24 protein-coding genes and 3 tRNA genes are annotated in these 22684 nt (G+C 60.2%); 20 read left to right on the top strand and 7 right to left on the bottom strand.

What is annotated here, in order from left to right; all coding sequences use genetic code 11:
* Window positions 1-11 precede the first annotated feature (11 nt).
* The 4 genes from B3M58_RS01195 to B3M58_RS01180 form a co-directional block, all read right to left on the bottom strand.
* Window positions 12-269: a DUF2164 domain-containing protein gene (locus B3M58_RS01195; protein WP_296216722.1), complete on the bottom strand. Its 258-nt coding sequence runs from the start codon at window positions 267-269 to the stop codon at window positions 12-14.
* Window positions 270-908 carry an imidazole glycerol phosphate synthase subunit HisH gene (hisH, locus tag B3M58_RS01190; RefSeq protein ID WP_296216721.1) on the bottom strand — a complete coding sequence of 213 codons (639 nt, stop codon included), beginning with the start codon at window positions 906-908 and terminating at the stop codon, window positions 270-272. It lies immediately after the preceding gene.
* The gene (gene hisB / locus B3M58_RS01185; RefSeq protein ID WP_296216720.1) at window positions 909-1502 is read right to left on the bottom strand and encodes an imidazoleglycerol-phosphate dehydratase HisB; all 594 of its coding nucleotides are present in this window, start codon (window positions 1500-1502) and stop codon (window positions 909-911) included. It abuts the gene before it with no gap.
* A 140-nt stretch (window positions 1503-1642) separates the two neighbouring features.
* Window positions 1643-3304, bottom strand: coding sequence for an OFA family MFS transporter (locus B3M58_RS01180; RefSeq protein WP_296216719.1), 1662 nt, complete (start codon window positions 3302-3304; stop codon window positions 1643-1645).
* Between the two features lie 161 nt (window positions 3305-3465).
* Between B3M58_RS01180 and B3M58_RS01175 the strand changes: the two genes are divergently transcribed.
* The gene (locus tag B3M58_RS01175) at window positions 3466-3864 is read left to right on the top strand and encodes an acetyl-CoA sensor PanZ family protein (protein WP_296216718.1); all 399 of its coding nucleotides are present in this window, start codon (window positions 3466-3468) and stop codon (window positions 3862-3864) included.
* 111 nt (window positions 3865-3975) lie between these two features.
* On the opposite strand, the gene B3M58_RS01170 is transcribed toward B3M58_RS01175, so the two are convergent.
* On the bottom strand, window positions 3976-5199 hold the full coding sequence (locus B3M58_RS01170; RefSeq protein WP_296216717.1) for a sterol desaturase family protein: 1224 nt from the start codon (window positions 5197-5199) through the stop codon (window positions 3976-3978).
* A 96-nt stretch (window positions 5200-5295) separates the two neighbouring features.
* Here B3M58_RS01170 and B3M58_RS01165 point away from each other — a divergent pair, with 96 nt between their 5' ends.
* From B3M58_RS01165 to B3M58_RS01140, 6 genes are all read left to right on the top strand, one after another.
* The gene (locus tag B3M58_RS01165; protein ID WP_296216716.1) at window positions 5296-6408 is read left to right on the top strand and encodes an NAD(P)/FAD-dependent oxidoreductase; all 1113 of its coding nucleotides are present in this window, start codon (window positions 5296-5298) and stop codon (window positions 6406-6408) included.
* Between the two features lie 60 nt (window positions 6409-6468).
* Window positions 6469-8700 (top strand): AsmA family protein, encoded by a 2232-nt coding sequence (locus B3M58_RS01160; RefSeq protein ID WP_296216715.1) that lies wholly within the window; start codon window positions 6469-6471, stop codon window positions 8698-8700.
* On the top strand, window positions 8697-9761 hold the full coding sequence (gene mutY, locus B3M58_RS01155) for an A/G-specific adenine glycosylase (protein WP_296216714.1): 1065 nt from the start codon (window positions 8697-8699) through the stop codon (window positions 9759-9761). The genes B3M58_RS01160 and mutY overlap by 4 nt, the downstream gene beginning before the upstream one ends.
* Window positions 9761-10033 (top strand): oxidative damage protection protein, encoded by a 273-nt coding sequence (locus B3M58_RS01150; RefSeq protein WP_296216713.1) that lies wholly within the window; start codon window positions 9761-9763, stop codon window positions 10031-10033. The genes mutY and B3M58_RS01150 overlap by 1 nt, the downstream gene beginning before the upstream one ends.
* 284 nt (window positions 10034-10317) lie before the next feature.
* A tRNA-Phe gene (locus B3M58_RS01145) sits at window positions 10318-10393 on the top strand.
* Between the two features lie 95 nt (window positions 10394-10488).
* On the top strand, window positions 10489-12240 hold the full coding sequence (locus B3M58_RS01140; protein ID WP_296216712.1) for a site-specific integrase: 1752 nt from the start codon (window positions 10489-10491) through the stop codon (window positions 12238-12240).
* A 224-nt stretch (window positions 12241-12464) separates the two neighbouring features.
* Here B3M58_RS01140 and B3M58_RS01135 read toward each other — a convergent pair whose 3' ends face one another.
* Window positions 12465-13181 (bottom strand): recombinase family protein, encoded by a 717-nt coding sequence (locus B3M58_RS01135; protein WP_296216711.1) that lies wholly within the window; start codon window positions 13179-13181, stop codon window positions 12465-12467.
* Between the two features lie 313 nt (window positions 13182-13494).
* Here B3M58_RS01135 and B3M58_RS01130 point away from each other — a divergent pair, with 313 nt between their 5' ends.
* The 8 genes from B3M58_RS01130 (at window position 13495) to B3M58_RS01095 (ending at window position 18967) form a co-directional block, all read left to right on the top strand.
* Window positions 13495-13980 (top strand): hypothetical protein, encoded by a 486-nt coding sequence (locus tag B3M58_RS01130; protein WP_296216710.1) that lies wholly within the window; start codon window positions 13495-13497, stop codon window positions 13978-13980.
* Window positions 13980-14108 (top strand) — tRNA-Ser (locus B3M58_RS01125). The genes B3M58_RS01130 and B3M58_RS01125 overlap by 1 nt, the downstream gene beginning before the upstream one ends.
* 270 nt (window positions 14109-14378) lie before the next feature.
* On the top strand, window positions 14379-15152 hold the full coding sequence (locus B3M58_RS01120; protein WP_296216709.1) for an ABC transporter ATP-binding protein: 774 nt from the start codon (window positions 14379-14381) through the stop codon (window positions 15150-15152).
* Between the two features lie 17 nt (window positions 15153-15169).
* Complete coding sequence (locus B3M58_RS01115) at window positions 15170-15922, top strand: ABC transporter substrate-binding protein (protein ID WP_296216708.1); 753 nt, start codon at window positions 15170-15172, stop codon at window positions 15920-15922.
* A 50-nt stretch (window positions 15923-15972) separates the two neighbouring features.
* Complete coding sequence (locus B3M58_RS01110; protein WP_296216707.1) at window positions 15973-16668, top strand: ABC transporter permease; 696 nt, start codon at window positions 15973-15975, stop codon at window positions 16666-16668.
* Window positions 16665-17354 (top strand): ABC transporter permease, encoded by a 690-nt coding sequence (locus tag B3M58_RS01105; RefSeq protein WP_296216706.1) that lies wholly within the window; start codon window positions 16665-16667, stop codon window positions 17352-17354. The genes B3M58_RS01110 and B3M58_RS01105 overlap by 4 nt, the downstream gene beginning before the upstream one ends.
* Window positions 17355-17381: 27 nt before the next feature.
* Window positions 17382-18599 carry a methyltransferase gene (locus B3M58_RS01100; protein WP_296216705.1) on the top strand — a complete coding sequence of 406 codons (1218 nt, stop codon included), beginning with the start codon at window positions 17382-17384 and terminating at the stop codon, window positions 18597-18599.
* Between the two features lie 292 nt (window positions 18600-18891).
* Window positions 18892-18967, top strand: a tRNA-Thr gene (locus B3M58_RS01095).
* A gap of 796 nt (window positions 18968-19763) precedes the next feature.
* Here B3M58_RS01095 and B3M58_RS01090 read toward each other — a convergent pair.
* Entirely contained in the window at window positions 19764-20024 is a 261-nt protein-coding gene (locus tag B3M58_RS01090) for a helix-turn-helix domain-containing protein (RefSeq protein ID WP_296216704.1), read from the bottom strand.
* 76 nt (window positions 20025-20100) lie between these two features.
* On the opposite strand from B3M58_RS01090, the gene B3M58_RS01085 reads away from it, so the two are divergent.
* From B3M58_RS01085 to B3M58_RS01065, 5 genes are all read left to right on the top strand, one after another.
* Window positions 20101-20553, top strand: coding sequence for a hypothetical protein (locus tag B3M58_RS01085; protein WP_296216703.1), 453 nt, complete (start codon window positions 20101-20103; stop codon window positions 20551-20553).
* 56 nt (window positions 20554-20609) lie between these two features.
* Entirely contained in the window at window positions 20610-21002 is a 393-nt protein-coding gene (locus B3M58_RS01080) for a hypothetical protein (RefSeq protein WP_296216702.1), read from the top strand.
* Window positions 21003-21155: 153 nt separating this feature from the next.
* Entirely contained in the window at window positions 21156-21536 is a 381-nt protein-coding gene (locus tag B3M58_RS01075; RefSeq protein ID WP_296216701.1) for a DUF6957 family protein, read from the top strand.
* Between the two features lie 21 nt (window positions 21537-21557).
* Entirely contained in the window at window positions 21558-22301 is a 744-nt protein-coding gene (locus tag B3M58_RS01070) for a metallophosphoesterase (protein ID WP_296216984.1), read from the top strand.
* A 9-nt stretch (window positions 22302-22310) separates the two neighbouring features.
* Window positions 22311-22684 (top strand): hypothetical protein (locus tag B3M58_RS01065; RefSeq protein WP_296216700.1); only part of this gene is annotated, 374 nt, incomplete at its 3' end.

Genomic DNA, 22684 nt, shown 5'->3' with positions numbered 1-22684 from the left:
AATTCGGTGGGTCAGCTCTTTTCCAGCGCCCAGAGGTCGCTTTCGATGCTTTCGAACCTGTCTTTCAGGTGCGCCTGCACATCGAGAATCGCCTTGTTGTAGTAATACGGAGCAATCTCGCGGGCAAAGAGGTCGAGCACTTCCTGCACCTCGAAGGAGCCCAGCTGCAACTCGAAACGCTCGGCCAAAAAGCGCTTGAGCAGCTGCAACGCAGCCTGCTCCTGGGCACTGTCGAGCGCCAAAATCGGCTCTTTCTTCGCCCGGCTCATTTACCAGCGACCATCCCAGGCGACGAAGTTCTGCAGCAATTGCAGGCCATGGGTGTGGCTCTTCTCCGGGTGGAATTGCACGGCAAAACGCGAGCCTTCGGCCAGCGCCGCGGCGAAATCCTTGCCGTAATGACCGCGACCGACCACCTGCGTGGGGTTGCCGGCCTCGATGTAGTAGCTGTGCACGAAGTAGAAGCGCGCCAAATCCGGGATGTCGTGCCACAGCGGATGCTTGATCGACTGCGCGACTTCGTTCCAGCCCATGTGCGGCACTTTCAGCGGCTCGCCGTCCTCGACCATGCCCTTGCCGAAAAAGCGCACTTGGCCGGGGAACAGGCCAATGCAGTCAACGCCGTCGTTCTCTTCGCTGCGCTCAAGCAAGGCCTGCATGCCCACGCAGATGCCGAGGAACGGCCGATCCTGGCTGACTTCACGGACCAGCTCATCGAAACCCAGACGACGGATTTCAGCCATGCAATCGCGAATCGCGCCAACCCCGGGGAATACCACGCGGTCGGCTTCGCGAATCACCTGGGCATCGCTGGTCACCAGCACCTTGCCGGCCCCCACGTGTTCGAGGGCCTTAGCCACCGAGTGCAGGTTGCCCATGCCGTAGTCGATTACTGCAACTGTCTGCATTTACAGACAACCCTTGGTCGACGGCATCTGCCCGGCCATGCGCGGGTCCAGCTCGGTGGCCATGCGCAGGGCGCGACCGAAGGCTTTGAACACCGTCTCGATCTGGTGGTGAGTGTTGGTGCCGCGCAGGTTGTCGATATGCAGGCTGACCAGGGCGTGGTTGACGAAGCCCTGGAAGAACTCCTGGAACAGGTCGACGTCGAAGCCGCCGACCACCGCGCGGGTGAATGGCACGTGCATCTGCAGGCCCGGACGACCGGAGAAATCGATCACCACGCGCGACAGCGCTTCATCCAGCGGCACATAGGAATGGCCGTAACGGGTCATGCCTTTCTTGTCGCCGATGGCCTTGGTGAACGCCTGGCCGAGGGTGATGCCGACGTCTTCCACGGTGTGATGGTCGTCGATATGCAGGTCGCCTTTGCACTCGATATCCAGGTCGATCAGACCGTGGCGGGCGATCTGGTCGAGCATGTGCTCAAGGAACGGCACGCCGATATCGAAACGGGCCTTGCCCGTGCCATCCAGGTTGATCGAGACCTTGATCTGGGTCTCCAGGGTATTGCGCTCGACGGATGCCGTACGTTCGGCCATCACCTGCTCCACAAAATCGTTGTGCGAAAGGGCGGTCATTATAGGCCGATAAGCGCAAAACCTTGAAGCAAGCCGAGCAGAGACAAAAAATCCCGCTGACGCGCGGTGGCGCCAGCGGGATTCGGGGTGCAGCGCGCGGCTTACTGGAACAGCGTCGCAGTCTTTTGCAGGGTGATCCAGATGCCCCAGGCCAGCGGCAGCCCAACCACCAGCCAGGCGGCGATGGCCAGCGGCTTGGACGCCGGGTCGGCCGACCACTCCAGCACCGCGACTTCGCCACGCCCAGCGTCATGGCTGAGCGCACGCTCGGCGGCCAGCTCGGCTTCGGTCATGAAGTACTTGTCTGCTACCGGGCGTATCAGCAGGTTGCAGATAAAGCCCAGCACCAGCAGGCCGGCGAGGATGTACAGGGTGATGTCGTAGGCCGCGGCGCGCTCGACGCCGATGCTCAACTGGTACTCGCGCAGGTAGTTGACCAGCACCGGCCCGAGCACGCCGGCAGCAGCCCAGGCGGTCAGCAGGCGACCGTGAATGGCGCCGACCATTTGCGTGCCGAACAGGTCGGCCAGGTAGGCCGGCACCGTGGCGAAACCACCGCCGTACATCGACAGGATCACGCAGAACGCCAGCACGAACAGCGCCAGGCTCCCCAGCTGGCCGAGCAACGGCACTGCGGAGTAGAGCGCGAAGCCCAGGCCGAAGAACACGAAGTAGGTGGCTTTGCGGCCGATGAAATCCGAGCAGGAGGCCCAGAAGAAGCGCCCGCCGATGTTGAACAGACTGAGCAAACCGGTGAAGCCGGCGGCAATCGCGGCGATCTGGCCAAGTTGCGCAGCGCTCAGCTCGTTGAACGCCAGGTCGTTGCCCAGCAGTTGGCCGGCGAAGACTTCCTGCAACAGCGGCGACGCCATGCCGATGATGCCGATACCGGCCGACACATTGAGGCACAGCACGGCCCAGATCAGGCGGAACTGCGGGGTTTTCCAGGCCACGCTGACATGCACATGGCGGTTGGTGATCATCGCGTTGCTGGCGTTGCTCTGCGGGGCTTTCCAGCCCGCCGGTTTCCAGCCGGTTGGCGGCACGCGGTAGGCCAGCGCGCCACCGATCATGAAGACGAAGTAGATCACCGCCATGACCACGAAGCTCTGCCATACGCCGACGCCGTCAGCGCTGGCGAAGTGATTCATCAGCTCGGCCGCCAGCGGCGCACCGACCATCGCCCCGCCGCCGAAACCCATGATCGCCATGCCGGTGGCCATGCCGCGCTTGTCCGGGAACCACTTGATCAGCGTCGACACCGGCGAGATGTAGCCCAGACCCAAGCCGATACCGCCGATCACCCCGGAACCCAGCCACAGCAACCAGATCTGATGGCTGTAGATGCCCAAGGCGGAAATCAGCAGACCGCCGCACCAGCACAGCGCCGACACCACACCGGCCTTGCGCGGGCCAGCATGTTCCAGCCAGCCGCCCCACACGGCCGCCGAGCAACCGAGGAAGACGAAGAACAGCGTGTAGATCCAGCCCAGCATGGAAATCTGCCAATCGCAGTTGCTGGCGAAGATCTGTTCGAAGAAACCGATATCCGCGGCGCAGGCCAGCGGAGCGTCGATACCTACCGCCTTGGACAGCGGTAACCAGAACACCGAAAAGCCGTAGGCCATGCCGATGCATAAATGGATGGCCAGGGCGGCCGGCGGAACCAGCCAGCGGTTGAAGCCGGGCGTCGCGATGATACGTTCCTTGGACAGGAACGCAGGCGTCGCTGAAGCGCCGTCCAGCACGAGGGCGTCAGTCATAGAATTATTCTCTGTTATGGTTTGCAGGCAAGACATTGGCGCTGAAGCGCGCGCAGGATAGCGGACGCGAATTGAAGCCAAGTGCGACGAGGGTAGCATTGCCGCCGCCCGCACCGCAGATGCAACCCATTATCCATTAGTCGTACAGGCCCCGCCGCGAAATGCCCGTAATCGTCGAACACCCGCCAGCCGGCAACACTCAAGACCTCATCGACCTGCGCAAGATTTATCAGGACGCGCCGCCGTGGCTGCTGGCGCCCTATGCCGATGCGCAGAACCTGATCGACTCAGCCCTGGCCAACGGCACGCTGATCGCCGGGCGCTTCAACGACCGCCTGCTCGGCGCCGCCCTGCTGGAGCAAGGTGACCACAGCTGGCGTCTGTCGCATGTCTGCGTACGCGCCATCACACGGCAACGGGGCGTCGCCCAGCGCCTGCTCGACGAAGCCCAGCGCCTGGCTCGCGCCGCCGACAAACCACTGCGCCTGGCCGCGCCGCTCGATCGCCTGGAGTGCCAAGCCCTGGCCACGCGTACGGGGCTGCCGCTGGACAGCCTCTGAGGCCTGTTCGCCACGTGCCGCTGGTGGACAAGGCTTTGCCATGTCCACGCTACGAATTAAGGGCAGCCTGCTGAGGCGACATGCCGCCGGCTTGTCCGCCTGGGACCAGGCTCATCCCGAGAATGGCTGCGCCGTTTCCGCGCGCGCCACCAGCCAGCCCAGCCAGAGCAGGCTAACTGCGCACAACCCCGCCAAAGCCACACCCCACAACCACTGCCCAGGCGCCAGCCACACCCCCCAACTGAGCGCCAACACGGCCATCGCCAGCAGGCGAACGCCTTCCAACAGCCACAACTGGCGCTTGCCTTCGAACAGCAAACCCAGGCTGACGCACCCACTGAGAATCACCAGCACCAGCAACCACGGCTCCCACACGGCTGCACGTTTGATGCTGAACAGAAAAACCAGGGTCAGCGCATTGATCATCAGGAACTGGGCAAAGGCATAGCCCTTCAGCCTGACGGGATAGGCCCGGGTAAACTTCTCCGCCCCCATCTGCGGCCACGGCTGCTGGCGCACATCCGCCGGCCGCCAGCCGGTGGGCATCCACCACAGGCGCAGCTTGTCCCACCAGGAACGGGTGGCCACGGCATCGGCCCAGAGCAAACGCCACCAACTGAATTGCAGGCGGATCGGATCGAAGGTGCTCACCGGCGTGGTCACCCCATAACGCACCGGCTCGCGCTCCTCGGCGTAGGTGCCGAACAGCTTGTCCCAGAGGATGAACACGCCGCCATGATTCTTGTCGATGTAGCAGTCGTTCTGGCCGTGGTGCACGCGGTGCAGCGACGGGGTGATCAGCACCCGTTCCAGCCAGCCGAGACGGCCGACATGCTGGGTGTGAATCCAGAATTGATAGACCAGCTGAATCCCCAACAGCACAAGAAACACCGGCAAGGGCACACCGAGCACAGCCAACGGCAGGTAGAACGGCCAGTCGAAAGCGGTCTGAAAGGCGCCCTTGCGCAGCGCCGTGGACAGGTTGAAATCCTCGCTGGAGTGATGCGGTTGGTGCGCGCCCCACAACAGGTTGTGACGGTGCAACGTGCGGTGCGCCCAGTAGAAACAGAAATCCACGGCGATAAATCCGCCAAGCCAGAGCCAAGGCGAGCTCGCCTCCCACTCCAGCAGCCGGGCGTGCTCGTACAGCCAGGCGTATGGCACGATCAACAACAAGCGCAACGGCCCTTCCAGCAATACACGCAGCACCGCCGTGTTGATGCTGGTGCTGGCATCGGCCAGGCGGTAGGTGTGCCGGCCACTGTGGCGCTCGTAGGCCAACTCCAGCAGCATCAGCAGGATGTACAGCGGAAACGCCATGACTGCGACGTTCATAGCCACCTCTAACGTTATTGTTATGCTCCGCAGCCTAACGCTGCCACCCGCGATGTGCGCCAGCCAAACCCGCCAAAGCCCAGCACCGAAGACGCCATGGACACTATCGACACCCTGATCATCGGCGCCGGCGCCCTCGGCCTGGCGTGCGCCGCGCGCCTGGCCACGGCGCAGCAGAGCACCCTGATCGTCGAGGCCGAAGCGCTGATCGGCAGCCATACCTCCAGCCGTAATTCCGAGGTGATCCACGCCGGTATCTACTATGCGCCTGGCTCGCTCAAGGCCGAACTGTGCCGGGAAGGTCGCGAGCGCCTGTACGCCTGGTGCGCGCAACACCGGGTGGCGCACAAGCGCATCGGCAAGCTGCTGGTGGCGGTGAGCGAGGCCGAGCGCAGCACGCTCGAGGCCCTGGCCAGCAATGCCGCGGCCTGTGGCGTGAACGATTTGCACCCGCTGACGCAGCACCAATTGCAGCAGCAGGAGCCCGCCGTACGCGGCGTCGCCGCACTGCTGTCGCCCACCAGCGGAATCATCGACAGCCACGCCTACCTGCAGTCGCTGCTCGCCGCCGCGGAAAACCAGGGCGCGCAACTGGCGCTGCACACCCGTGTCGAACGACTGCAACCCAGCGCCGCGGGCTGGGTCGTCAGCGGCATCAGCGGTGGCGAGGCGTTTCAGCTCAGAGCACAGCGGGTGATCAACGCTGGCGGCCTGTTCGCCCAGCAACTGGCGCAGCGCACCGAAGGCCTCGCGACCAGGCACATCCCGCCGCTTCATCTGTGTCAGGGTCGTTATTTCACTTACAGCGGGCGCGCGCCGTTCCAACACCTGATCTACCCAATGCCGGAAGCCAACACCGCCGGCCTGGGCATTCACGCCACCCTGGACCTGGCCGGCCAACTGCGTTTCGGCCCGGACACGCACTACCTCGAGACGATTGATTACCGCGTCGACGAACGCTTGCGCGAGCCATTTGCCACGGCGATCCGCCGCTATTTCCCCGGCCTCGACAGCGCTCGCCTAACGCCTGGCTATAGTGGCATTCGGCCAAAACTCGCCGGCCCCGGGGAACCGGCCAGCGACTTCCACATCCAAACCTCTGCCGAGCACGGCCTGGCAGGGCTGATCAATTTGTTCGGGATCGAGTCGCCTGGGCTGACCGCCAGCCTGGCGATTGCCGAACGCGTGGCCCTTTTCAGCGATCTGTAAACACGGTCGGCGCTATACTCGTGCCCTCTTCTATCCAGTCATTCAAACAAGGATTCGTCCATGAAAGCGCTCGGCAAAATCCTGGGTCTGTTTTTCCTCGGACTGTTGCTGATCATCGTGGCCCTGGGCTTTGCCCTGACCCACCTGTTCGATCCCAACGACTACAAAGACGAAATTCGCCAGCTGGCCCGGGAAAAGGCCAACCTGGAACTGACCCTCAACGGCGACATCGGCTGGAGCCTGTTTCCCTGGCTCGGCCTGGAACTGACCGACGCCACCCTGGCCAGCGCCACCACGCCCGAACAACCGTTCGCCGACCTGCGCCTGCTCGGCCTGTCAGTGCGCGTGCTGCCGCTGCTGCGCAAAGAAGTGCAGATGAGCGACATCCGCATCGACGGCCTCAACCTCAATTTGCAGCGCGACGAAAAAGGCCGTGGCAACTGGGAAGACGTCGGCCGCCCAGCCAAACCGGCGGCCCCGAGCCCAACGGCAAGCGCCGACAGCACGCCCGCCACGCCCGATAGCGCCAGCGGCGAGCCGACCGCAAGCGACACGCCGATCAAGCTGGATATCGACAGCCTGATCGTCAACAGCGCACGCATCGACTACCGCGACGCGCAGAAAGGCCAGCAATTCAGCGCCGAAAGCATCCAGCTGACCACCGGAGCAATCCGCGAAGGGGCGAATATTCCGGTCAAACTCAGCGCCTTCTTCGGCACCAACCAGCCGGTCATGCGCGCGCGCAGCGAGTTGCAGGGCGAGTTGCGTTTCGACCGCGCCCTCAAACGCTACCAGTTGGAAGACGCCAAACTCTCCGGCGAAGCCTCTGGCGAACCATTCGACGGGCAGACCCTGACCTACGCCGTGCAGGGCCAATTGCTGGTCGATCTGGCCGCCCAGGTCGCCGAATGGAATGGCCTGAAACTCTCGGCCAACCAACTGCGCGCCCTCGGCGAGCTGAAAGTCCGCGACCTCGATAAAGCCCCCAAATTGACCGGTGGCCTGTCCATCGCCCCGCTCAACCTGCGCGAGTTCCTCAGCGGCATCGGCCAGAAATTGCCGCCGATGCAGGACGATAAAACCCTCGGCCAGTTCGAACTGGTCACCCGCCTGAACGGCACCGCGAACAGCCTGACCCTGGAAGACCTGAAGTTGCAGCTCGACGACAGCAGCTTCAGCGGGCAGATCGCCGTCGCCGACTTTGCCAAGCAAGCCCTGCGCGTGCAGCTCAAGGGCGACCGCCTGGACCTCGACCGCTATCTGCCGGGGAAAAACCCGGACGCCAAAAGCGCCAGCGCCGCCCGCACCGCAGAGGTCAAACAAAGCGTCGCCAGCGCCGGACAGAACGGCAGCACACCGCTGCCCAACGCGCCGACCCAGCAAGCCTGGAGCGCCGCACCGCTGCTGCCGATCGAACAACTGCGTACGCTCGACCTGCATGTAGCCCTGGGCCTCGACCAACTGACAGTGAAGCAGCAGGCGATCAGCAACTTCAGCCTCAAGGCCAAGAGCCTAGGCGGCCTGCTGACCCTCGAAGACGCCCGCGGCAGCCTCGGCAACGGCTCGTTCGAGGCCAAAGCGAGCATCGACACACGCCCCGCTATCCCGCTGCTAAGCGTGCAAAAGCGCCTGAGCCGCATCCCTGTCGAGCCATTCCTCAAGAGCGACGAGCAACCCGCGCCACTCAAGGGCCTGCTCGACTTTCAAGCCAACCTGAGCACCAGCGGTAACAGCCAGAAAGCCTGGATCGACGGCCTCAACGGCACCGCCAGCTTCCTGCTCAACGACGGCGTGCTGGTCGACGCCAACCTCGAGCAGCAACTGTGCCGAGGCATCGCCACGCTCAACCGCAAAGCCCTGAGCGGCGATCCACGCGGCAAAGACACGCCATTCGAGACCCTGCAAGGCAACCTGACCCTGCGCAACGGCGTGGCCAACAACCCCGACCTCAAGGCGCGCATCCCTGGCCTTGCGGTCAGCGGCAACGGCGACCTCGACCTGCGCGTGCTGGGCCTGGACTACCGTGTCGGCATCACCCTCGAAGGCGACCAGCGCGCCATGCCCGACCCGGCCTGCCAGGTTAACGAGCGCTACGTCGGCATCGAATGGCCGCTGCGCTGCCGTGGCCCGCTGGAGCTCGGCGCCAAAGCCTGCCGCCTGGACCAGGACGGCATGGGCAAGGTCGCCGCCAAACTGGCCGGCAACAAGCTCAACGAGAAGCTCGAAGAGAAACTCGGCGACAAGGTCAGCCCGGAACTGAAAGACGCACTCAAGGGCTTGTTCAACCGATGAGCCCGGAACAGTTCTCCGCCGCAGTACTCGACTGGTACGACCGCCACGGGCGCAAGGACCTGCCCTGGCAACAGGGCATCACGCCCTACCGCGTGTGGGTCTCGGAAATCATGTTGCAACAGACCCAGGTCAGCACCGTGCTCGGTTACTTCGACCGCTTTATGGCGGCCCTACCAACGGTGCAGGCCCTGGCCGCGGCGCCCGCGGACGAAGTGCTGCACCTGTGGACCGGGCTGGGTTACTACACCCGCGCGCGCAACCTGCAAAAGACCGCGCAGATCGTCATGGCCGAGCACGCCGGCGAGTTCCCCCGCGATGTCGACGCGCTCACCGCCCTGCCTGGCATCGGCCGCTCCACCGCCGGCGCCATCGCCAGCCTGAGCATGGGCCTGCGCGCAGCGATCCTCGACGGCAACGTCAAGCGTGTGCTGGCGCGCTACGTCGCGCAAGAGGGTTATCCCGGCGAACCAAAGGTCGCCAAACAGCTATGGGACGTCGCCGAGCGCTTCACCCCGCACGCCCGGGTGAACCACTACACCCAGGCGATGATGGACCTCGGCGCCACGCTCTGTACCCGCAGCAAACCCAGCTGCCTGCTCTGCCCACTGCAACGCGGCTGCCAGGCGCACATGCTCGGCCTGGAGATTCGCTACCCGATTCCCAAGCCGCGCAAGGCGCTGCCGCAGAAACGCACCCTGATGCCGCTCCTGGCCAACCGCGACGGCGCCATCCTGCTCTACCGCAGGCCAGCCAGCGGCCTGTGGGGCGGCCTCTGGAGCCTGCCGGAGCTGGACGACTTGCACGCCCTGGAAACACTGGCCAGCCAGCACGCCCTGCGCCTGGGCAGCCGCCGCGAACTGGGCGGCCTGACCCACACCTTCAGCCACTTCCAACTGGCCATCGAACCCTGGCTGATCGAGGTCGAAGCCGCGCCCAACAGCGTGGCCGAGGCCGACTGGCTCTGGTATAACCTCGCCACCCCGCCGCGCCTGGGCCTCGCCGCCCCAGTGAAGAAACTGCTGAAGCGCGCGGCCGATGCACTCGCAACTGGAGAACCGTGATGACCCGCACCGTACAGTGCCGCAAACACAAACAGGAACTACCCGGCCTGGATCGCCCGCCCTACCCAGGCGCCAAAGGCGAAGACATCTTCAACAACGTCTCCAAGCAAGCCTGGGACGAGTGGCAGAAACACCAGACCCTGCTGATCAACGAACGGCGCCTGAACATGATGAACGCCGAAGACCGCAAGTTCCTCCAAGCCGAGATGGACAAGTTCCTCTCCGGCGAGGAATACGCCCAAGCGGAAGGCTACGTGCCACCCAGCGCATAGCTCGTACTGTGGGAGGCGCTTTAGCGGCGACATGCCTCAAGCACAGTCGCGGCTAAAGCGGATGCCGCCCAACCCCTCCCACGACCGCCGCCCCGCAGCACCGTCGTAACCCGGATGGAATCCGGGAAAACCCGGCACCTGAAAAGTCTCCCGGGACTGCATCCGGGCTACCCAGCACCACCGGCCTTTTCCCAGCACCCGAACCTAACCGCCCGTATTAATTAAATATTTCTCAAACTCACGCTTGACACCTACCCGGCAAATCCGTCTAATAGCGCCCCGTTGCCCAGGTAGCTCAGTCGGTAGAGCAGGGGATTGAAAATCCCCGTGTCGGCGGTTCGATTCCGTCCCTGGGCACCATTACATCTAAGCCCTTGATTCCTAACGGAGTCAGGGGTTTTTTGTTTCTGGGACATAGCTAAGCCCGCCTTATCTGGTACACAAAGGCGGTACACATGCACCCTTCCAGCCGTATCATCACCGGATCATCCAAACTCCGTAGCCGTTCCTTCATGGCCCAACCCTTCAAGCACCCAACGACTGGCGTGTATTACATTCGCCGCCGCGCCCCCGAAGGGCTGCAAGCTACTCTTGGCCGCGAGTACAAGCGATCACTACAGACACGCGACCCCATTGAAGCGAAGGCACGCTTTGCCGCTGAATGGTGCAAGAGCGAAGAGGCATTCTCCCTCGCACGGGCACAGCTATCGGGCACCCCTCTACTGAACGCCCGAGATATTCAACAACTTGCTGCACGCTGGTTCAGATCAGAGCTACAACAATTGGAGCAAACCGGGGACTTCAAAGTCTTCTTGCTACAAGGCACGTCAACCAGCCACGAGACACCCCACGGAGCCATAGAGCATCAGCCTTGGGAAAGCTTGCGTTTCGCCACAGAAGAAGGCTTCGATCTTGACCCCCGCGAAACAGCACTACCGTATGTACTCCGCACCCTGAAGGCAGAAAACATACCCACCCCCGCCGCCGACAGCCGCCCGCTGATAGATCTATGCGATGCATTTTGGAGTCACCTGCTTCACCTATCCGACATAGCAAAGCTTCGAGATAGCGGCGACTGGATCACCCAGCCCAAGGTTTTAGATGCAGAGCCCTTATCCATCGCACAAGCACCAACCAAGAGCAAAACATTACTTGAGCTATTCCAAGCTTATAGCGAAGCCAAGCGGCTAGACGATGGCGACAACCGCAGCACCAACAAAACCCTGAGCGAGTTCGGAAGCACCGTTCGCCGCTTCATCGAACTGTTCGGCAACCTCCCCCTCAACAAGATCGACAGAGGGACGATTCAAGACTACAGGGCAAAACTTGCCAGGTTCCCGACAAAGGCCAAGGGGGCAGGAAGCCTTACAGCTCCGGAGCTGATAGCCAAGGCCGAAGCAGAACAGCTACCAACGTTATCGCCCGCAACGGTACACAACAAACTCAGCGCAATATCAGCCGTTCTTGGCCATGCCGTTCGCATGGACTGGATCAAAGAGAATCCCATCGAAGCCTCCGGCATCGCCAAGGCGGCAGGAAGAGCAGCAAGCACCAAAGGCGCTCGACGCCGCAAAGACTATTCAGCAAAGGAACTACTCAAGATATTCAGCAGTCCAGCATTTACCAAGGATGGATGGCGGCTGCCTCGCAGTGATTTTGGACAGGCCTTCTACTGGCTCCCCTTGCTCATGTACTACACCGGGGCAAGGCGCGAGGAGCTTGCCCAGCTCGCCGCCAGAGACGTTTTGACCGATGAGGCAGGGGTACCCTGCCTTTCTATCCTGGCGGCGCAGGAAGAGGCCGATGCGGGCCGCACAGTGAAGAATCAAGGCAGCCGCAGAATGGTGCCATTACATGACGACCTCATCACCCTCGGCTTCCTCGAATACAGCGGCAGCCAGGCAGCCGATGGACAGCTATTCCCTATGCTCAAACCCAACCCAGGTGGCTACTACAGTGTGAATTGGGGCAAGGCCTGGGCTAACTATCTTCGTAAGACCGTCAACCTAGACAGCACCGCCAGCCCGGCCCACGGCTTTCGCCACACATTCAAAACGCTATGCAGACAGGCAGGCATACCCGAAGACATACACGACGCGATCACCGGCCACACTGACGGCAGCGTCAGCAGGGAATACGGATGCATGCCACTCAGCCGAATAGCCGAGGAGCTGCGGAAGCTTCCCCCAGTGCCAGCCATTCTGTAGCTAAGACAGATCCCCCCTCAAACTCCCCCCAATATAGATTGATGGGAGAGTCGTCTCTAGGGGCTGTTCTGGTAACTCACATCGCTGATCGCTCGCTTAGCAGCTCGCTCACCCTGCTGCCCTCGGATCAACTACCCCCTACCCCTGGCACTAAGGCCTGGGTATAGGTCGGCTGTGATCGCCGGTTGCAGTACGCATGCTCTATTTCCTGTAGATGGGTCAATTCAATTGCTTGCAGAAATTGACATGCCCAAACGCTGTATCAGACGACTAACAGCAGTAGCCGTGAACACTGCACCGCGCGCAGTCCTGTGCCCACCGGCATTCAGCCAGTCAGCCAACCCCTGCAAAGTATTCACCCCATCGAACAAGGCCGCCTTGACCTCGCTACGCATCCCTTGCGCGTACTGATCTGCATTGGCCTTCACCGCCTGGACAGCGGCTCCGTTACCCGCCCTGTTAGCTGCTATACGGCCCGCTGTGCGACGCTCCACCTTAGCTTGTGCATCCGCATCACCGGCCTCTGCGCGCGCCTTCAAGGAAGCCAGAGCATCCTTGGTACGTCTGGATATAAACTCCCTCTCTTGCTCAGCCAATGCCGCATAGAGATGGAGTTGGAATTTATCTGCATTCGGCATGGTGGCCACCTTGAAATCCACCAGTTTCAGCAACCCCGCAATATGCTCTACATCACGACTCAAGCGATCTAGCTTAGCCACGACCAAGATGGCCCCAACCTCCCGACACATTGCCAACGCCGCTCGGCACTGCCCCCGACTCTCGGGAGCTACAGCGCCAGACTCACTATCCTCAAAAGCAGCTATCACATCCCAGCCGTTCTGCTTAGCTGCTATCCGAACGTACTCCCGCTGCGCATCAAGACCAAGCCCCGACTCTCCCTGCCGAGCCGTAGATACCCGATAGTAAGCAACAACATTCACGCCCTACTCCTGGCAGCGCAAGCTGCTGTTATCAAACCGTAGACCGCACAATATCAAACAATAGACGCTCGTCAACAGTATGATAAATGCCAGCACTCATTGCCCTCTAATGACCGACTAGCAGCTGCTTGACCACGTCTACTCCACCGCAGCACCATGCCAAAAGGACGAGCAGTAAGAGCCAAAGAGGCAGCGACTGGTAGAGATGGGCAGAGAAGGCGGGGGAGCAATTCGACCTCTAAGCATTAGGCACTCCCTCAAGTGAGCCTGACATATTTAGGCCGACACCATTTTGAATAATAAGGATATTGCAATGCACAACAAGTACATCCCCTTCTTAATCCTCACAACCCTATCACCCCAACTATTTGCGGATAGCATCTATTTAAAATGCAGCCTAACGGACAGACCAGAAATCAATCTATTAGAGGTATACTCCCCACCACCAGCAGACATAAGCAATATTCAAAATAAATACCTTCAAGACCTCGCCATGAGTGGAGTTGGCTACTGGGCAATCACTCCCCCAGAGACATGGAAAATTGACCTCTCTGAAAATTTAATTACCACCCCAGAAGAAACAACATCATTCCAAGATATAGAAGTTAGCGAAACCAAAATACATGCACTTTCAAACCACGGAACATTTAATCTCAACAGAATATCTGGAAGCCTTAGCTACACAAGATCACTAAAGGAAGAAACCTTAATCAAGTGGACTAATCTGCATGGTGCCCCTCTCCCCAAACACCTTACCTATGAGCTCCACTGCATCCCCTCAAGCGTCCCACTGATCTAGCCTGACGAGACAATTGGTACGCAAAACAGGTACACTTCGAGCCGCTTACCTGCCTCGAAAGCAGCGGCAACCCTGGGTTTAGCTAATACCTACCAGTGTCGGCGGTTCGATTCCGTCCCTGGGCACCACTAATACCGAAAACCCCAAGCGAAGATAATTCCTTGGGGTTTTTTATTGCTTGCGATTTCACGCTCCTGCACCGGGCTATTCCACAGGGGCGAGCGGCCAAGCAAATTGCATCGGCGCGACAGCCAACTGCGGCGAGGCGACACCCACGGCCACGCGGCCTTGCATGGCCAGTAAACGGCTTGGCGGTCAGCGAAACGCTATGCTAGCTTGGCGCTCGCCAGGAAGGCCACGTAACGCCTGAGCGCACCCGCACAAGAAGAGGACACCCCATGGCCGAGGCTGCGCCCGCGCTGGAAATCCGTAATCTGCACAAACGCTACGGCGACCTCGAAGTGCTCAAGGGCATTTCCCTAACCGCGCGCGATGGCGATGTGATCTCCATCCTCGGCTCGTCCGGCTCCGGCAAGTCGACCTTCCTGCGCTGCATCAACCTGCTGGAAAACCCCAATCAGGGGCAGATCATCGTCGCCGGCGAAGAGCTCAAGCTCAAACCCGGCAAGCATGGCGACCTGGTCGCCGCCGATGGCAAGCAGATCAATCGCCTGCGCAGCGAACTGGGCTTCGTCTTCCAGAATTTCAATCTGTGGCCACACATGAGCGTACTCGACAACATCATCGAGGCGCCGCGCCGCGTGCTCGGCCTGAGCAAGGCTGAAGCCACCGAGCGCGCCGAGGCGCTGCTGGCCAAGGTCGGCATCTCCGACAAGCGCCACGTGTACCCGAACCAATTGTCCGGCGGCCAGCAACAACGCGCGGCGATTGCCCGCACCTTGGCCATGCAGCCGAAAGTGATCCTGTTCGATGAGCCGACCTCGGCACTCGACCCGGAGATGGTACAAGAAGTGCTTAATGTGATTCGCGCGCTCGCCGAGGAAGGCCGCACCATGCTGCTGGTGACCCACGAAATGGGCTTTGCCCGTCAGGTTTCCAGTGAAGTGGTGTTCCTCCATCAGGGCCTGGTGGAGGAACAGGGTTCGCCCGAGCAGGTGTTCGACACCCCGAACTCGGCACGCTGTAAACAATTCATGTCCAGCAATCGCTAAACACGGAGCAACATCGCATGCAGAACTACAAGAAGATCCTGCTGGCCGCTGCCGCCACCCTGGCTTTCGGCACCAGCGCCGTCGCTGCTGACAAACTGAAAATCGGTACCGAAGGCGCCTACCCACCGTTCAACCTGATCGACGCCAGCGGCCAGGTCGGTGGTTTCGACGTGGAAATCGCCCAGGCCCTGTGCGCCAAGATGAAGGCCGAGTGCGAAGTGGTCACCTCCGACTGGGACGGCATCATCCCGGCCCTGAACGCCAAGAAATTCGACTTCCTGGTGGCCTCGATGTCGATCACCGAAGAGCGCAAGGCGGCGGTCGACTTCACCGAACCCTACTACACCAACAAGCTGCAGTTCATCGCCCCGAAAGGCGGTGACTTCAAGACTGACAAGGCCAGCTTGAAAGGCAAGGTCATCGGCGCCCAGCGCGCGACCATCGCTGGCACCTGGCTGGAAGACAACCTGAACGGCGTGGTCGACATCAAGCTCTACGACACCCAGGAAAACGCCTACCTCGACCTGTCCTCGGGCCGCCTCGATGGCGTGCTGGCAGACACCTTCGTCAACTGGGAATGGCTGAAGAGCGATGCCGGCAAGAGCTTCGAGTTCAAGGGTGACCCAGTATTCGATAACGACAAGATCGGTATCGCCGTACGCAAGGGCGACGCTCTGCGCGACAAGCTGAACACCGCGCTGCAAGAGATCGTGGCCGACGGCACCTACAAGAAGATCAACGACAAGTACTTCCCGTTCAGCATCTACTAAGCAGCCAGCTCTGCGTCGCCCACCCGGGCGGCGCAGGCTTCTGAGCCCCCATGACTCTCGACCTCTACGGATTCGGCCCGGCCCTGGCCGCCGGCACCCTGATGACCATCAAGCTGGCGCTCAGTGCGCTGAGCCTGGGTCTGGTGCTCGGCCTGCTCGGCGCCCTTGCCAAGACTTCCCCGTACAAGCCGCTGCAATGGCTTGGCGGTACTTACTCGACCATCGTGCGCGGCATCCCCGAACTGCTCTGGGTATTGCTGATCTATTTCGGCACGGTCAACCTGATGCGCAACCTGGCTGACCTGCTCGGGCTGCAGAGCCTCGAACTCTCGGCCTTCGCCGCCGGCACCATCGCCCTCGGCATCTGTTTCGGCGCCTACGCCACCGAAGTGTTTCGTGGCGCCATTCTGGCCATCCCCAAAGGCCACCGCGAAGCCGGCCAGGCCCTGGGGCTGTCCAAACCACGGATTTTCTGGCGCCTGATCCTGCCGCAGATGTGGCGCATCGCCCTGCCCGGTTTGAGCAACCTGTTCATGATCCTGATGAAGGACACCGCGCTGGTTTCGGTGATCGGCCTGAACGAGATCATGCGCCGCTCGCAAATCGCCGTGACGTCGAGCAAAGAGCCGTTCACCTTCTTCCTGGTCGCCGCCTTCATTTATCTGGGCCTCACCGTGCTCGCCATGATCGGACTGCACTTCCTTGAGAAGCGCGCCAGTCGTGGTTTCATCAGGAGCGCCGCATGAACTGGGAAGTCATCATCAAATGGCTGCCGCGCCTGACCGAGGGCGCCCTGCTGACCCTCGAACTGGTGGCTATCGCCGTAATCGCCGGGTTGATCCTGGCCCTGCCCATGGGCATCGCCCGCGCCTCGAAACACTGGTACGTGCGCGCCGTGCCCTACGGCTACATCTTCTTCTTCCGCGGCACCCCACTGCTGGTGCAGCTGTTCCTGGTCTACTACGGCCTGGCGCAGTTCGACGCAGTGCGCCAGGGCCCGCTCTGGCCCTACCTGCGCGACCCATACTGGTGCGCGATCCTGACCATGACCCTGCACACCGCCGCGTATATCGCGGAAATCCTGCGCGGTGCCATCCAGGCCGTGCCGCAGGGCGAAGTGGAAGCCGCGCGCGCGCTGGGCATGTCGCGCGCCCAGGCCATGCTGCACATCATCCTGCCGCGTGCCGCGCGCATCGGCCTGCCGGCCTACAGCAACGAAGTGATTCTGATGCTCAAGGCCAGCGCCCTGGCCAGCACCGTGACCTTGCTTGAACTGACCGGCATGGCGCGCACGATCATCGCGCGCACCTACTTGCCGGTGGAAATATTCTTTGCTGCGGGCATGTTCTACCTGCTGATCGCCTTCTTGCTGGTGCGCGCCTTCAAACTGCTGGAGCGCTGGCTGCGCGTCGACGCCTGCCAGGGCCGCTGACGCCAAGGGGCTTGGCCGCACACTGCCATGAACGACCACCCCCTTAGCGGCGACGCCTTGCTTCAGCGCTTTCAAGCGCTGGAGCACTTCCTCGTCACCCACCAATCGCTGTGGCGGCCACGGCCGTTCACTCACCGGCAATTGCCGTGGGAGACCGAACACCCTGAACTGGCCCAATGGCTCAGATCGCGCAGCCTGGAAGAGGCCGAGGCCGCACACAACCAACCGCACCAACTGGACGCCCCCGCGCCCTTCCGCGAGCTGGCCAGCCAGGCCTGCGCCCTGAGCCGAGTCGGCGAGCTGCCACAGCAGCCGCTGCGCCCACTGCCAGCGCGCTTCTCCGTCGATGTGCCTGGGCGCAAGTGGCAACAAATCCAAGCCTTCGCCAGCCGCCTGCACTTTCAACAGGCGCCGCAACACTGGCTCGACTGGTGCGCTGGCAAGGGCCACCTCGGCCGCCTATTGAGCCACGAAGGGCAAGCGCTGACATGCCTGGAACACAACCCGGAGCTGGTGCGCAGCGGGCAACAGCTAAGCGCCAAGCTGAACCTGAGCGCCAGCCACATCGCACAGGATGTGCTGGCCGACAATGCCGGCGCGCGCCTCAAAGCCGAACACACCCCTGTCGCCCTGCACGCCTGCGGCGACCTGCATGTGCGCCTGCTGCAACTGGCCAGCGCCGCCGGCTGCCAACAACTCGCTGTGGCCCCCTGCTGCTATAACCGCATCAGCACACCGACCTACCAGGCGTTATCCGAGACAGCCAAGGCTTCGGCCTTGCACCTGTCGCTCGACGACCTCGCCCTCCCCCTGAGCGAAACCGTTACCGCAGGCGCCAGGGTGCGCCGCCAGCGCGACTGCTCCATGGCCAGACGACTGGGCTTCGACATCCTGCAACGGCAACTGCGCGGCATCGACGACTACCTGCCCACCCCCTCGTTACCGCCAGCCTGGCTGGCAAAAGACTTCGCCGACTACTGCCAAGACCTCGCCGCCCTCAAAGCCCTGCCCACGCCCAGCCGTGCATACGACTGGGCGGCGCTGGAAAGCCAAGGCTGGCAACGACTGGCCCAGGTACGCAATCTCGAACTGTTGCGCGCCCTGTTCCGCCGCCCGCTGGAGTTGTGGCTACTACTCGACCGTGGCCTGTACCTGAACGAACAAGGCTTTGCCGTGCACCTCGGCAGCTTCTGCCCCCGCCAGCTCACCCCGCGCAACCTGCTACTGCTCGCCGAACGCGCCTGATTTGCCCACATAAACTGTGGATAAGTGTGTTGATAGATTCTGGGCAACCACTCACAAGGCCGGGCTTATAGGCCCCCAAAGCAACTGATCGTTTTTTGATCTAAAGATAAAAATCAATAAAAACAGCCATTTACAATTATCCGTGAGCTGCCGCACAGAAACCGCGCACGACCGCGCCACACGCCTCCCACTTGTGCATAAGGATTTTGCTACTGATAGCCAGACCAGCACCAAACTGCTCGCAGACGGCTTTACTCAGGCAAACGAATGGATATAATGGCGACCCTCAAATGCCGGTATAGCTCAGCTGGTAGAGCAACTGACTTGTAATCAGTAGGTCCCGGGTTCGATTCCTGGTGCCGGCACCATACAAAACAAAGGGTTACGTGAAAACGTAGCCCTTTTTTGTGCCTGAAATTCGGCCTGGGGTAGGATTGGGGTAGGGATTTGCCACCTCATGAACTCTTCGTTAGAAAAATACCGGGGCAGCCACATACCGCTCGTCGGAAAACAGACACAGGCCCGCCCAAATATCGGCGAGCTTTCTTTCCCTCCAAAAATTGCCACAAGCGATTTTCGTCATCTTGAAAGCCATTCATGACGGCGGCCTTTTTCACCCAGATGACGTAAAGTGGGGACTTGCACAGCCCCTGAGAGCTGAATAGTGTGACTGGGCGGGCCATCAGACCTGACTCAAGGATCACTAGCACCATGAAGCAACTTGTTATGGTGGCTGTATGCGGGGCGCTTCGGCGCGCCGAGTTCCTAGAGTCTCGGTCTTCCACACCCGCATACAGCCGCCACCCATCATGTGGAAGTGATGCAGGCGGTCTCTAAAACTCTAGAGGTCACCCTATGCACCCGAGCGACTCATCCCCAAGCTTTACCCCACTACACTCCAGCGAGCACAACTGCCTGCTCGGCTTTCGCAGCGACGCCAAAGCCATCGAACTCTACGACGCGGCCACGCTCCGCCAAAACGCAGTGCTGGATTTGCTCTGTGCTCTCAGCGGGTCCGATTTAAACTCGCTTGCCTACGAGCCAATGAATGGATGTATTCAAGCGATCCGATTGCTGTGCAACGATGCTGCTGCTCTGTATTCGGCAGCATGGGACGGCGTACAGCGAGAAGCGACTGACGCCACTTGAACGGAGGGTGCGCAGTTACTCCCTCGCACCTTTCGAGGAAAGCTCGGTTTCGTAGCGCTGAACAAAATCGACCAGGTTGAGACCTAGTACGTGGCAAATGTCTCGCAGCTGAACTAGGTCAAGTCTTCTAAGGCCACGTTCAATGTCACTGGTGAAGGATTGCGGGCGGCCTAATGCTTCAGCGAACTGCGCCTGCGTCAGGCCTGACTCAGTACGACACTGCTTAATCATACGAAGCAGCACTAAGTTCTCATCTCGATAAATCGACTTTTCCACAGAGACGCATTCCAGCTGTTGACAAAGCCAGAATGTATATCTAAATTACAGATATCTGAATTACAGGTATACAGATATGAACGTCGTGCACATCTCCACAATCATCCCTCTCGATCCAGAGCGATCCGCACTTCTCGATGTCAAAAACCGCGTTTTGCTTTTAACCCTTGAGCGCCTGGTAAGTCGATTCGACATCGAACTACCGGTTGTACTGAGCCTTTTGTCTGGATCAGACATCCACATCCGTCTCGACCCGGTGAGTGGCAATCCATGCTTGCTATTCGATGACATTCCAACGCTTTTGGACCTTATCCGCCCCGCTCAACGGAATGACCGTCATAACAGGCAACACATGAGCATGCTCCTCCAGCACGCTGGATTATCAATATCGCTGAAGTTTTCGGGCCTCATCGATCAACCGCGCGCCCTGAGCAGGGAATTAATTTCAACCCTGTGCCCAAGCTGGGCCGAGGATGAGAAGACCCTTCGTGGCTTGCTCGACTTCACACAAAAAGTCGCTCCCCGTTAACTCAACACGGACATACCAGAGTGCCTCTAAGCCGCACGTAAAGATGGTTAAAAAGCATGAGCGATAAAGAAATATTCCAACGCTTCATAGAAGAAGTCCTGATGAGTGGGCCAGAGGCAACACTACCCTGCAACCTCAGCGACTATTGGCTGACAGCGCTTCAGCAGAGCACAGACAGGTGCTTAGAAAACCTCGCCACCGAGCGCCCGGAAGATGACGACAGCTTGTCTCTGCCACTAGCTGCGATCCTGCACATTCTGTGTGCCAAAGCCGGCAGTGCAGAATTTCACGTACCAATGGAGGAGCTATTCAACAATTTTGAATATCTCAGGATAGAGCTAGCAATCGAGGAGCTCCGACGAAAAACGGACTACCTAAATGAGCCGGCCACGCTCGCTTCGATTTTTACCGACCGGGAACTAAGGTTTTCACCTAGCGCCCCAAACTAAAAAACCGCTCCGGCGACTACAACAACTTATCCGCAATCCGATAACCAAAAAATGAAGCGCGTCAGCGATCTTGGCAGACTGCTGAATTGCAACGGCGAGCCTGCATCCGACAGTCTCATCATGAGGGCGAACGCAGTGAATGGACTAGATGCAATGACTGACCTGCTCTACGGACCAGGCCAGCACATGGCCGGAAGCGACATGTCGAATGAAGAGGCCATGACTTATGCACGGAACAGCTTTCCGTTTGGTAATTACTGCATCGTGCGCGACTGGATCTGGATCGATCTTGATGTCACTGACGAGCAACGCTCCGAACTGGCAAAAACAAGGCGCCAGCCGGTGATCCTATACGCTCACGGCGTCGTCATCGACAGCGAACGTAGATGGGATGTCGGCGACTTCGTCCGCACGTCACCACTCCACGTATTTGAGGAAAGCTTTCATTTTAAAACGCTCCACACCGTTTACCTGCTGCTTGGTGCCGGTACACGGAAGCAAGCCAGCGCGAAAACCGTTACTCGTATTTTCTGATTATGCAGCAGGCTAAATATGATGCGGGTCCATCTACTGTCAGATTTGCACAACGAGTTCGACACGTACATACCTAGGGGTGTCGATGCTGATGTCGTAATCCTCGCTGGCGATATCGATGTAAAGACTCGGGGAATTAGCTGGGCCATGCGGGCGTTTCCCTGCCCCGTTCTTTATGTACCCGGAAATCATGAGTACTACGGCGGACACCTCTTAGGAACACTGGCGAAAATGCGTGGTTCCTGTGCGGCATCTCATGTTCAGGTACTGGATCGAGATGCAGTTGAAATAGGTGGCGTTCGATTTCTAGGCGCGACGGCGTGGACTGATTTTTCCGCGACAGGAAACACGCCGTTGGCGTCGATCACAGCACAGAGTTCAATGAATGATTACCGCCTGATTCGTACTGGTGAGAACTACCGGCGCATAAAACCTAGTGACCTTGCTGCCGAGGCGCACAGGACGCGTGAATGGCTCCTGAGCAAACTGGCTGAGCCATTTTCAGGGCCCACAGTGGTAATCACGCATCATGCGCCGCTGCTGCGCTCATTGGCGGGAAGCCCATATGCAGGCGGTCATCTTGATGCTGCGTATGCAAATGACTGGATTGATCTACTTGGCGAGGATCGCGTGGCACTGTGGGTACACGGCCACTCTCATACTTCGGTTGACTATCACGAAGCTGGAACACGGATCGTTTGTAACCCAAGGGGATACCCTGGCGAATGCACAGGCTTCGACCCGCATCTAATCATCAATCTCTGAGGAGCAACAATGCGCTCAATGCCTGTACACGGTGAGCAGTTACTGAATGAGGCGATGAACTGCACATTCAGCCAACCGGTTACGGCGTATCTAACTGAAGCCCGCATTATTGCCTGCTGCTGTATAGGCCTGACGCATCGTCATGTACGAGCCGATCCAGTTTCGGGGCAGTTTACAGATGGACGCTTGATTCGCACCTCGACCATCTTACGTGTCGGACAGGAAGGCGGGTTATGGGTACTCCATACATACACTGGCAGTTTTTATGTCATCGCGTCATTCCGCGCCGATGACGGCTATCAGTCGCTGATGGAATATCGAGTATTTCTAACATCGGGGTATCACCCAGCACCCGGCAGACTGTTGCTGCTGACCGAAAACTG

The organism is Pseudomonas sp. UBA2684, from assembly GCA_002354655.1.
In the GTDB taxonomy this organism is placed as follows: domain Bacteria; phylum Pseudomonadota; class Gammaproteobacteria; order Pseudomonadales; family Pseudomonadaceae; genus Aquipseudomonas.
This window is presented reverse-complemented; position numbering and strand designations above follow the sequence as displayed.

Excerpts from the sequence above, each read along its gene's own strand:
- B3M58_RS01180 (WP_296216719.1), bottom strand. The coding sequence starts at position 3,304 with ATGACTGACGCCCTCGTGCTGGACGGCGCTTCAGCGACGCCTGCGTTC.
- B3M58_RS01105 (WP_296216706.1), top strand. The coding sequence starts at position 16,665 with ATGAACTGGGAAGTCATCATCAAATGGCTGCCGCGCCTGACCGAGGGC.
- B3M58_RS01150 (WP_296216713.1), top strand. The coding sequence starts at position 9,761 with ATGACCCGCACCGTACAGTGCCGCAAACACAAACAGGAACTACCCGGC.
- B3M58_RS01140 (WP_296216712.1), top strand. The coding sequence starts at position 10,489 with ATGCACCCTTCCAGCCGTATCATCACCGGATCATCCAAACTCCGTAGC.
- B3M58_RS01080 (WP_296216702.1), top strand. The coding sequence starts at position 20,610 with ATGAGCGATAAAGAAATATTCCAACGCTTCATAGAAGAAGTCCTGATG.
- B3M58_RS01120 (WP_296216709.1), top strand. The coding sequence starts at position 14,379 with ATGGCCGAGGCTGCGCCCGCGCTGGAAATCCGTAATCTGCACAAACGC.
- B3M58_RS01170 (WP_296216717.1), bottom strand. The coding sequence starts at position 5,199 with ATGAACGTCGCAGTCATGGCGTTTCCGCTGTACATCCTGCTGATGCTG.
- B3M58_RS01165 (WP_296216716.1), top strand. The coding sequence starts at position 5,296 with ATGGACACTATCGACACCCTGATCATCGGCGCCGGCGCCCTCGGCCTG.
- B3M58_RS01175 (WP_296216718.1), top strand. The coding sequence starts at position 3,466 with ATGCCCGTAATCGTCGAACACCCGCCAGCCGGCAACACTCAAGACCTC.
- B3M58_RS01085 (WP_296216703.1), top strand. The coding sequence starts at position 20,101 with ATGAACGTCGTGCACATCTCCACAATCATCCCTCTCGATCCAGAGCGA.
- B3M58_RS01115 (WP_296216708.1), top strand. The coding sequence starts at position 15,170 with ATGCAGAACTACAAGAAGATCCTGCTGGCCGCTGCCGCCACCCTGGCT.
- B3M58_RS01160 (WP_296216715.1), top strand. The coding sequence starts at position 6,469 with ATGAAAGCGCTCGGCAAAATCCTGGGTCTGTTTTTCCTCGGACTGTTG.
- B3M58_RS01195 (WP_296216722.1), bottom strand. The coding sequence starts at position 269 with ATGAGCCGGGCGAAGAAAGAGCCGATTTTGGCGCTCGACAGTGCCCAG.
- B3M58_RS01100 (WP_296216705.1), top strand. The coding sequence starts at position 17,382 with ATGAACGACCACCCCCTTAGCGGCGACGCCTTGCTTCAGCGCTTTCAA.
- B3M58_RS01070 (WP_296216984.1), top strand. The coding sequence starts at position 21,558 with ATGCGGGTCCATCTACTGTCAGATTTGCACAACGAGTTCGACACGTAC.
- hisB (WP_296216720.1), bottom strand. The coding sequence starts at position 1,502 with ATGGCCGAACGTACGGCATCCGTCGAGCGCAATACCCTGGAGACCCAG.
- B3M58_RS01110 (WP_296216707.1), top strand. The coding sequence starts at position 15,973 with ATGACTCTCGACCTCTACGGATTCGGCCCGGCCCTGGCCGCCGGCACC.
- B3M58_RS01130 (WP_296216710.1), top strand. The coding sequence starts at position 13,495 with ATGCACAACAAGTACATCCCCTTCTTAATCCTCACAACCCTATCACCC.
- mutY (WP_296216714.1), top strand. The coding sequence starts at position 8,697 with ATGAGCCCGGAACAGTTCTCCGCCGCAGTACTCGACTGGTACGACCGC.
- B3M58_RS01075 (WP_296216701.1), top strand. The coding sequence starts at position 21,156 with ATGACTGACCTGCTCTACGGACCAGGCCAGCACATGGCCGGAAGCGAC.
- hisH (WP_296216721.1), bottom strand. The coding sequence starts at position 908 with ATGCAGACAGTTGCAGTAATCGACTACGGCATGGGCAACCTGCACTCG.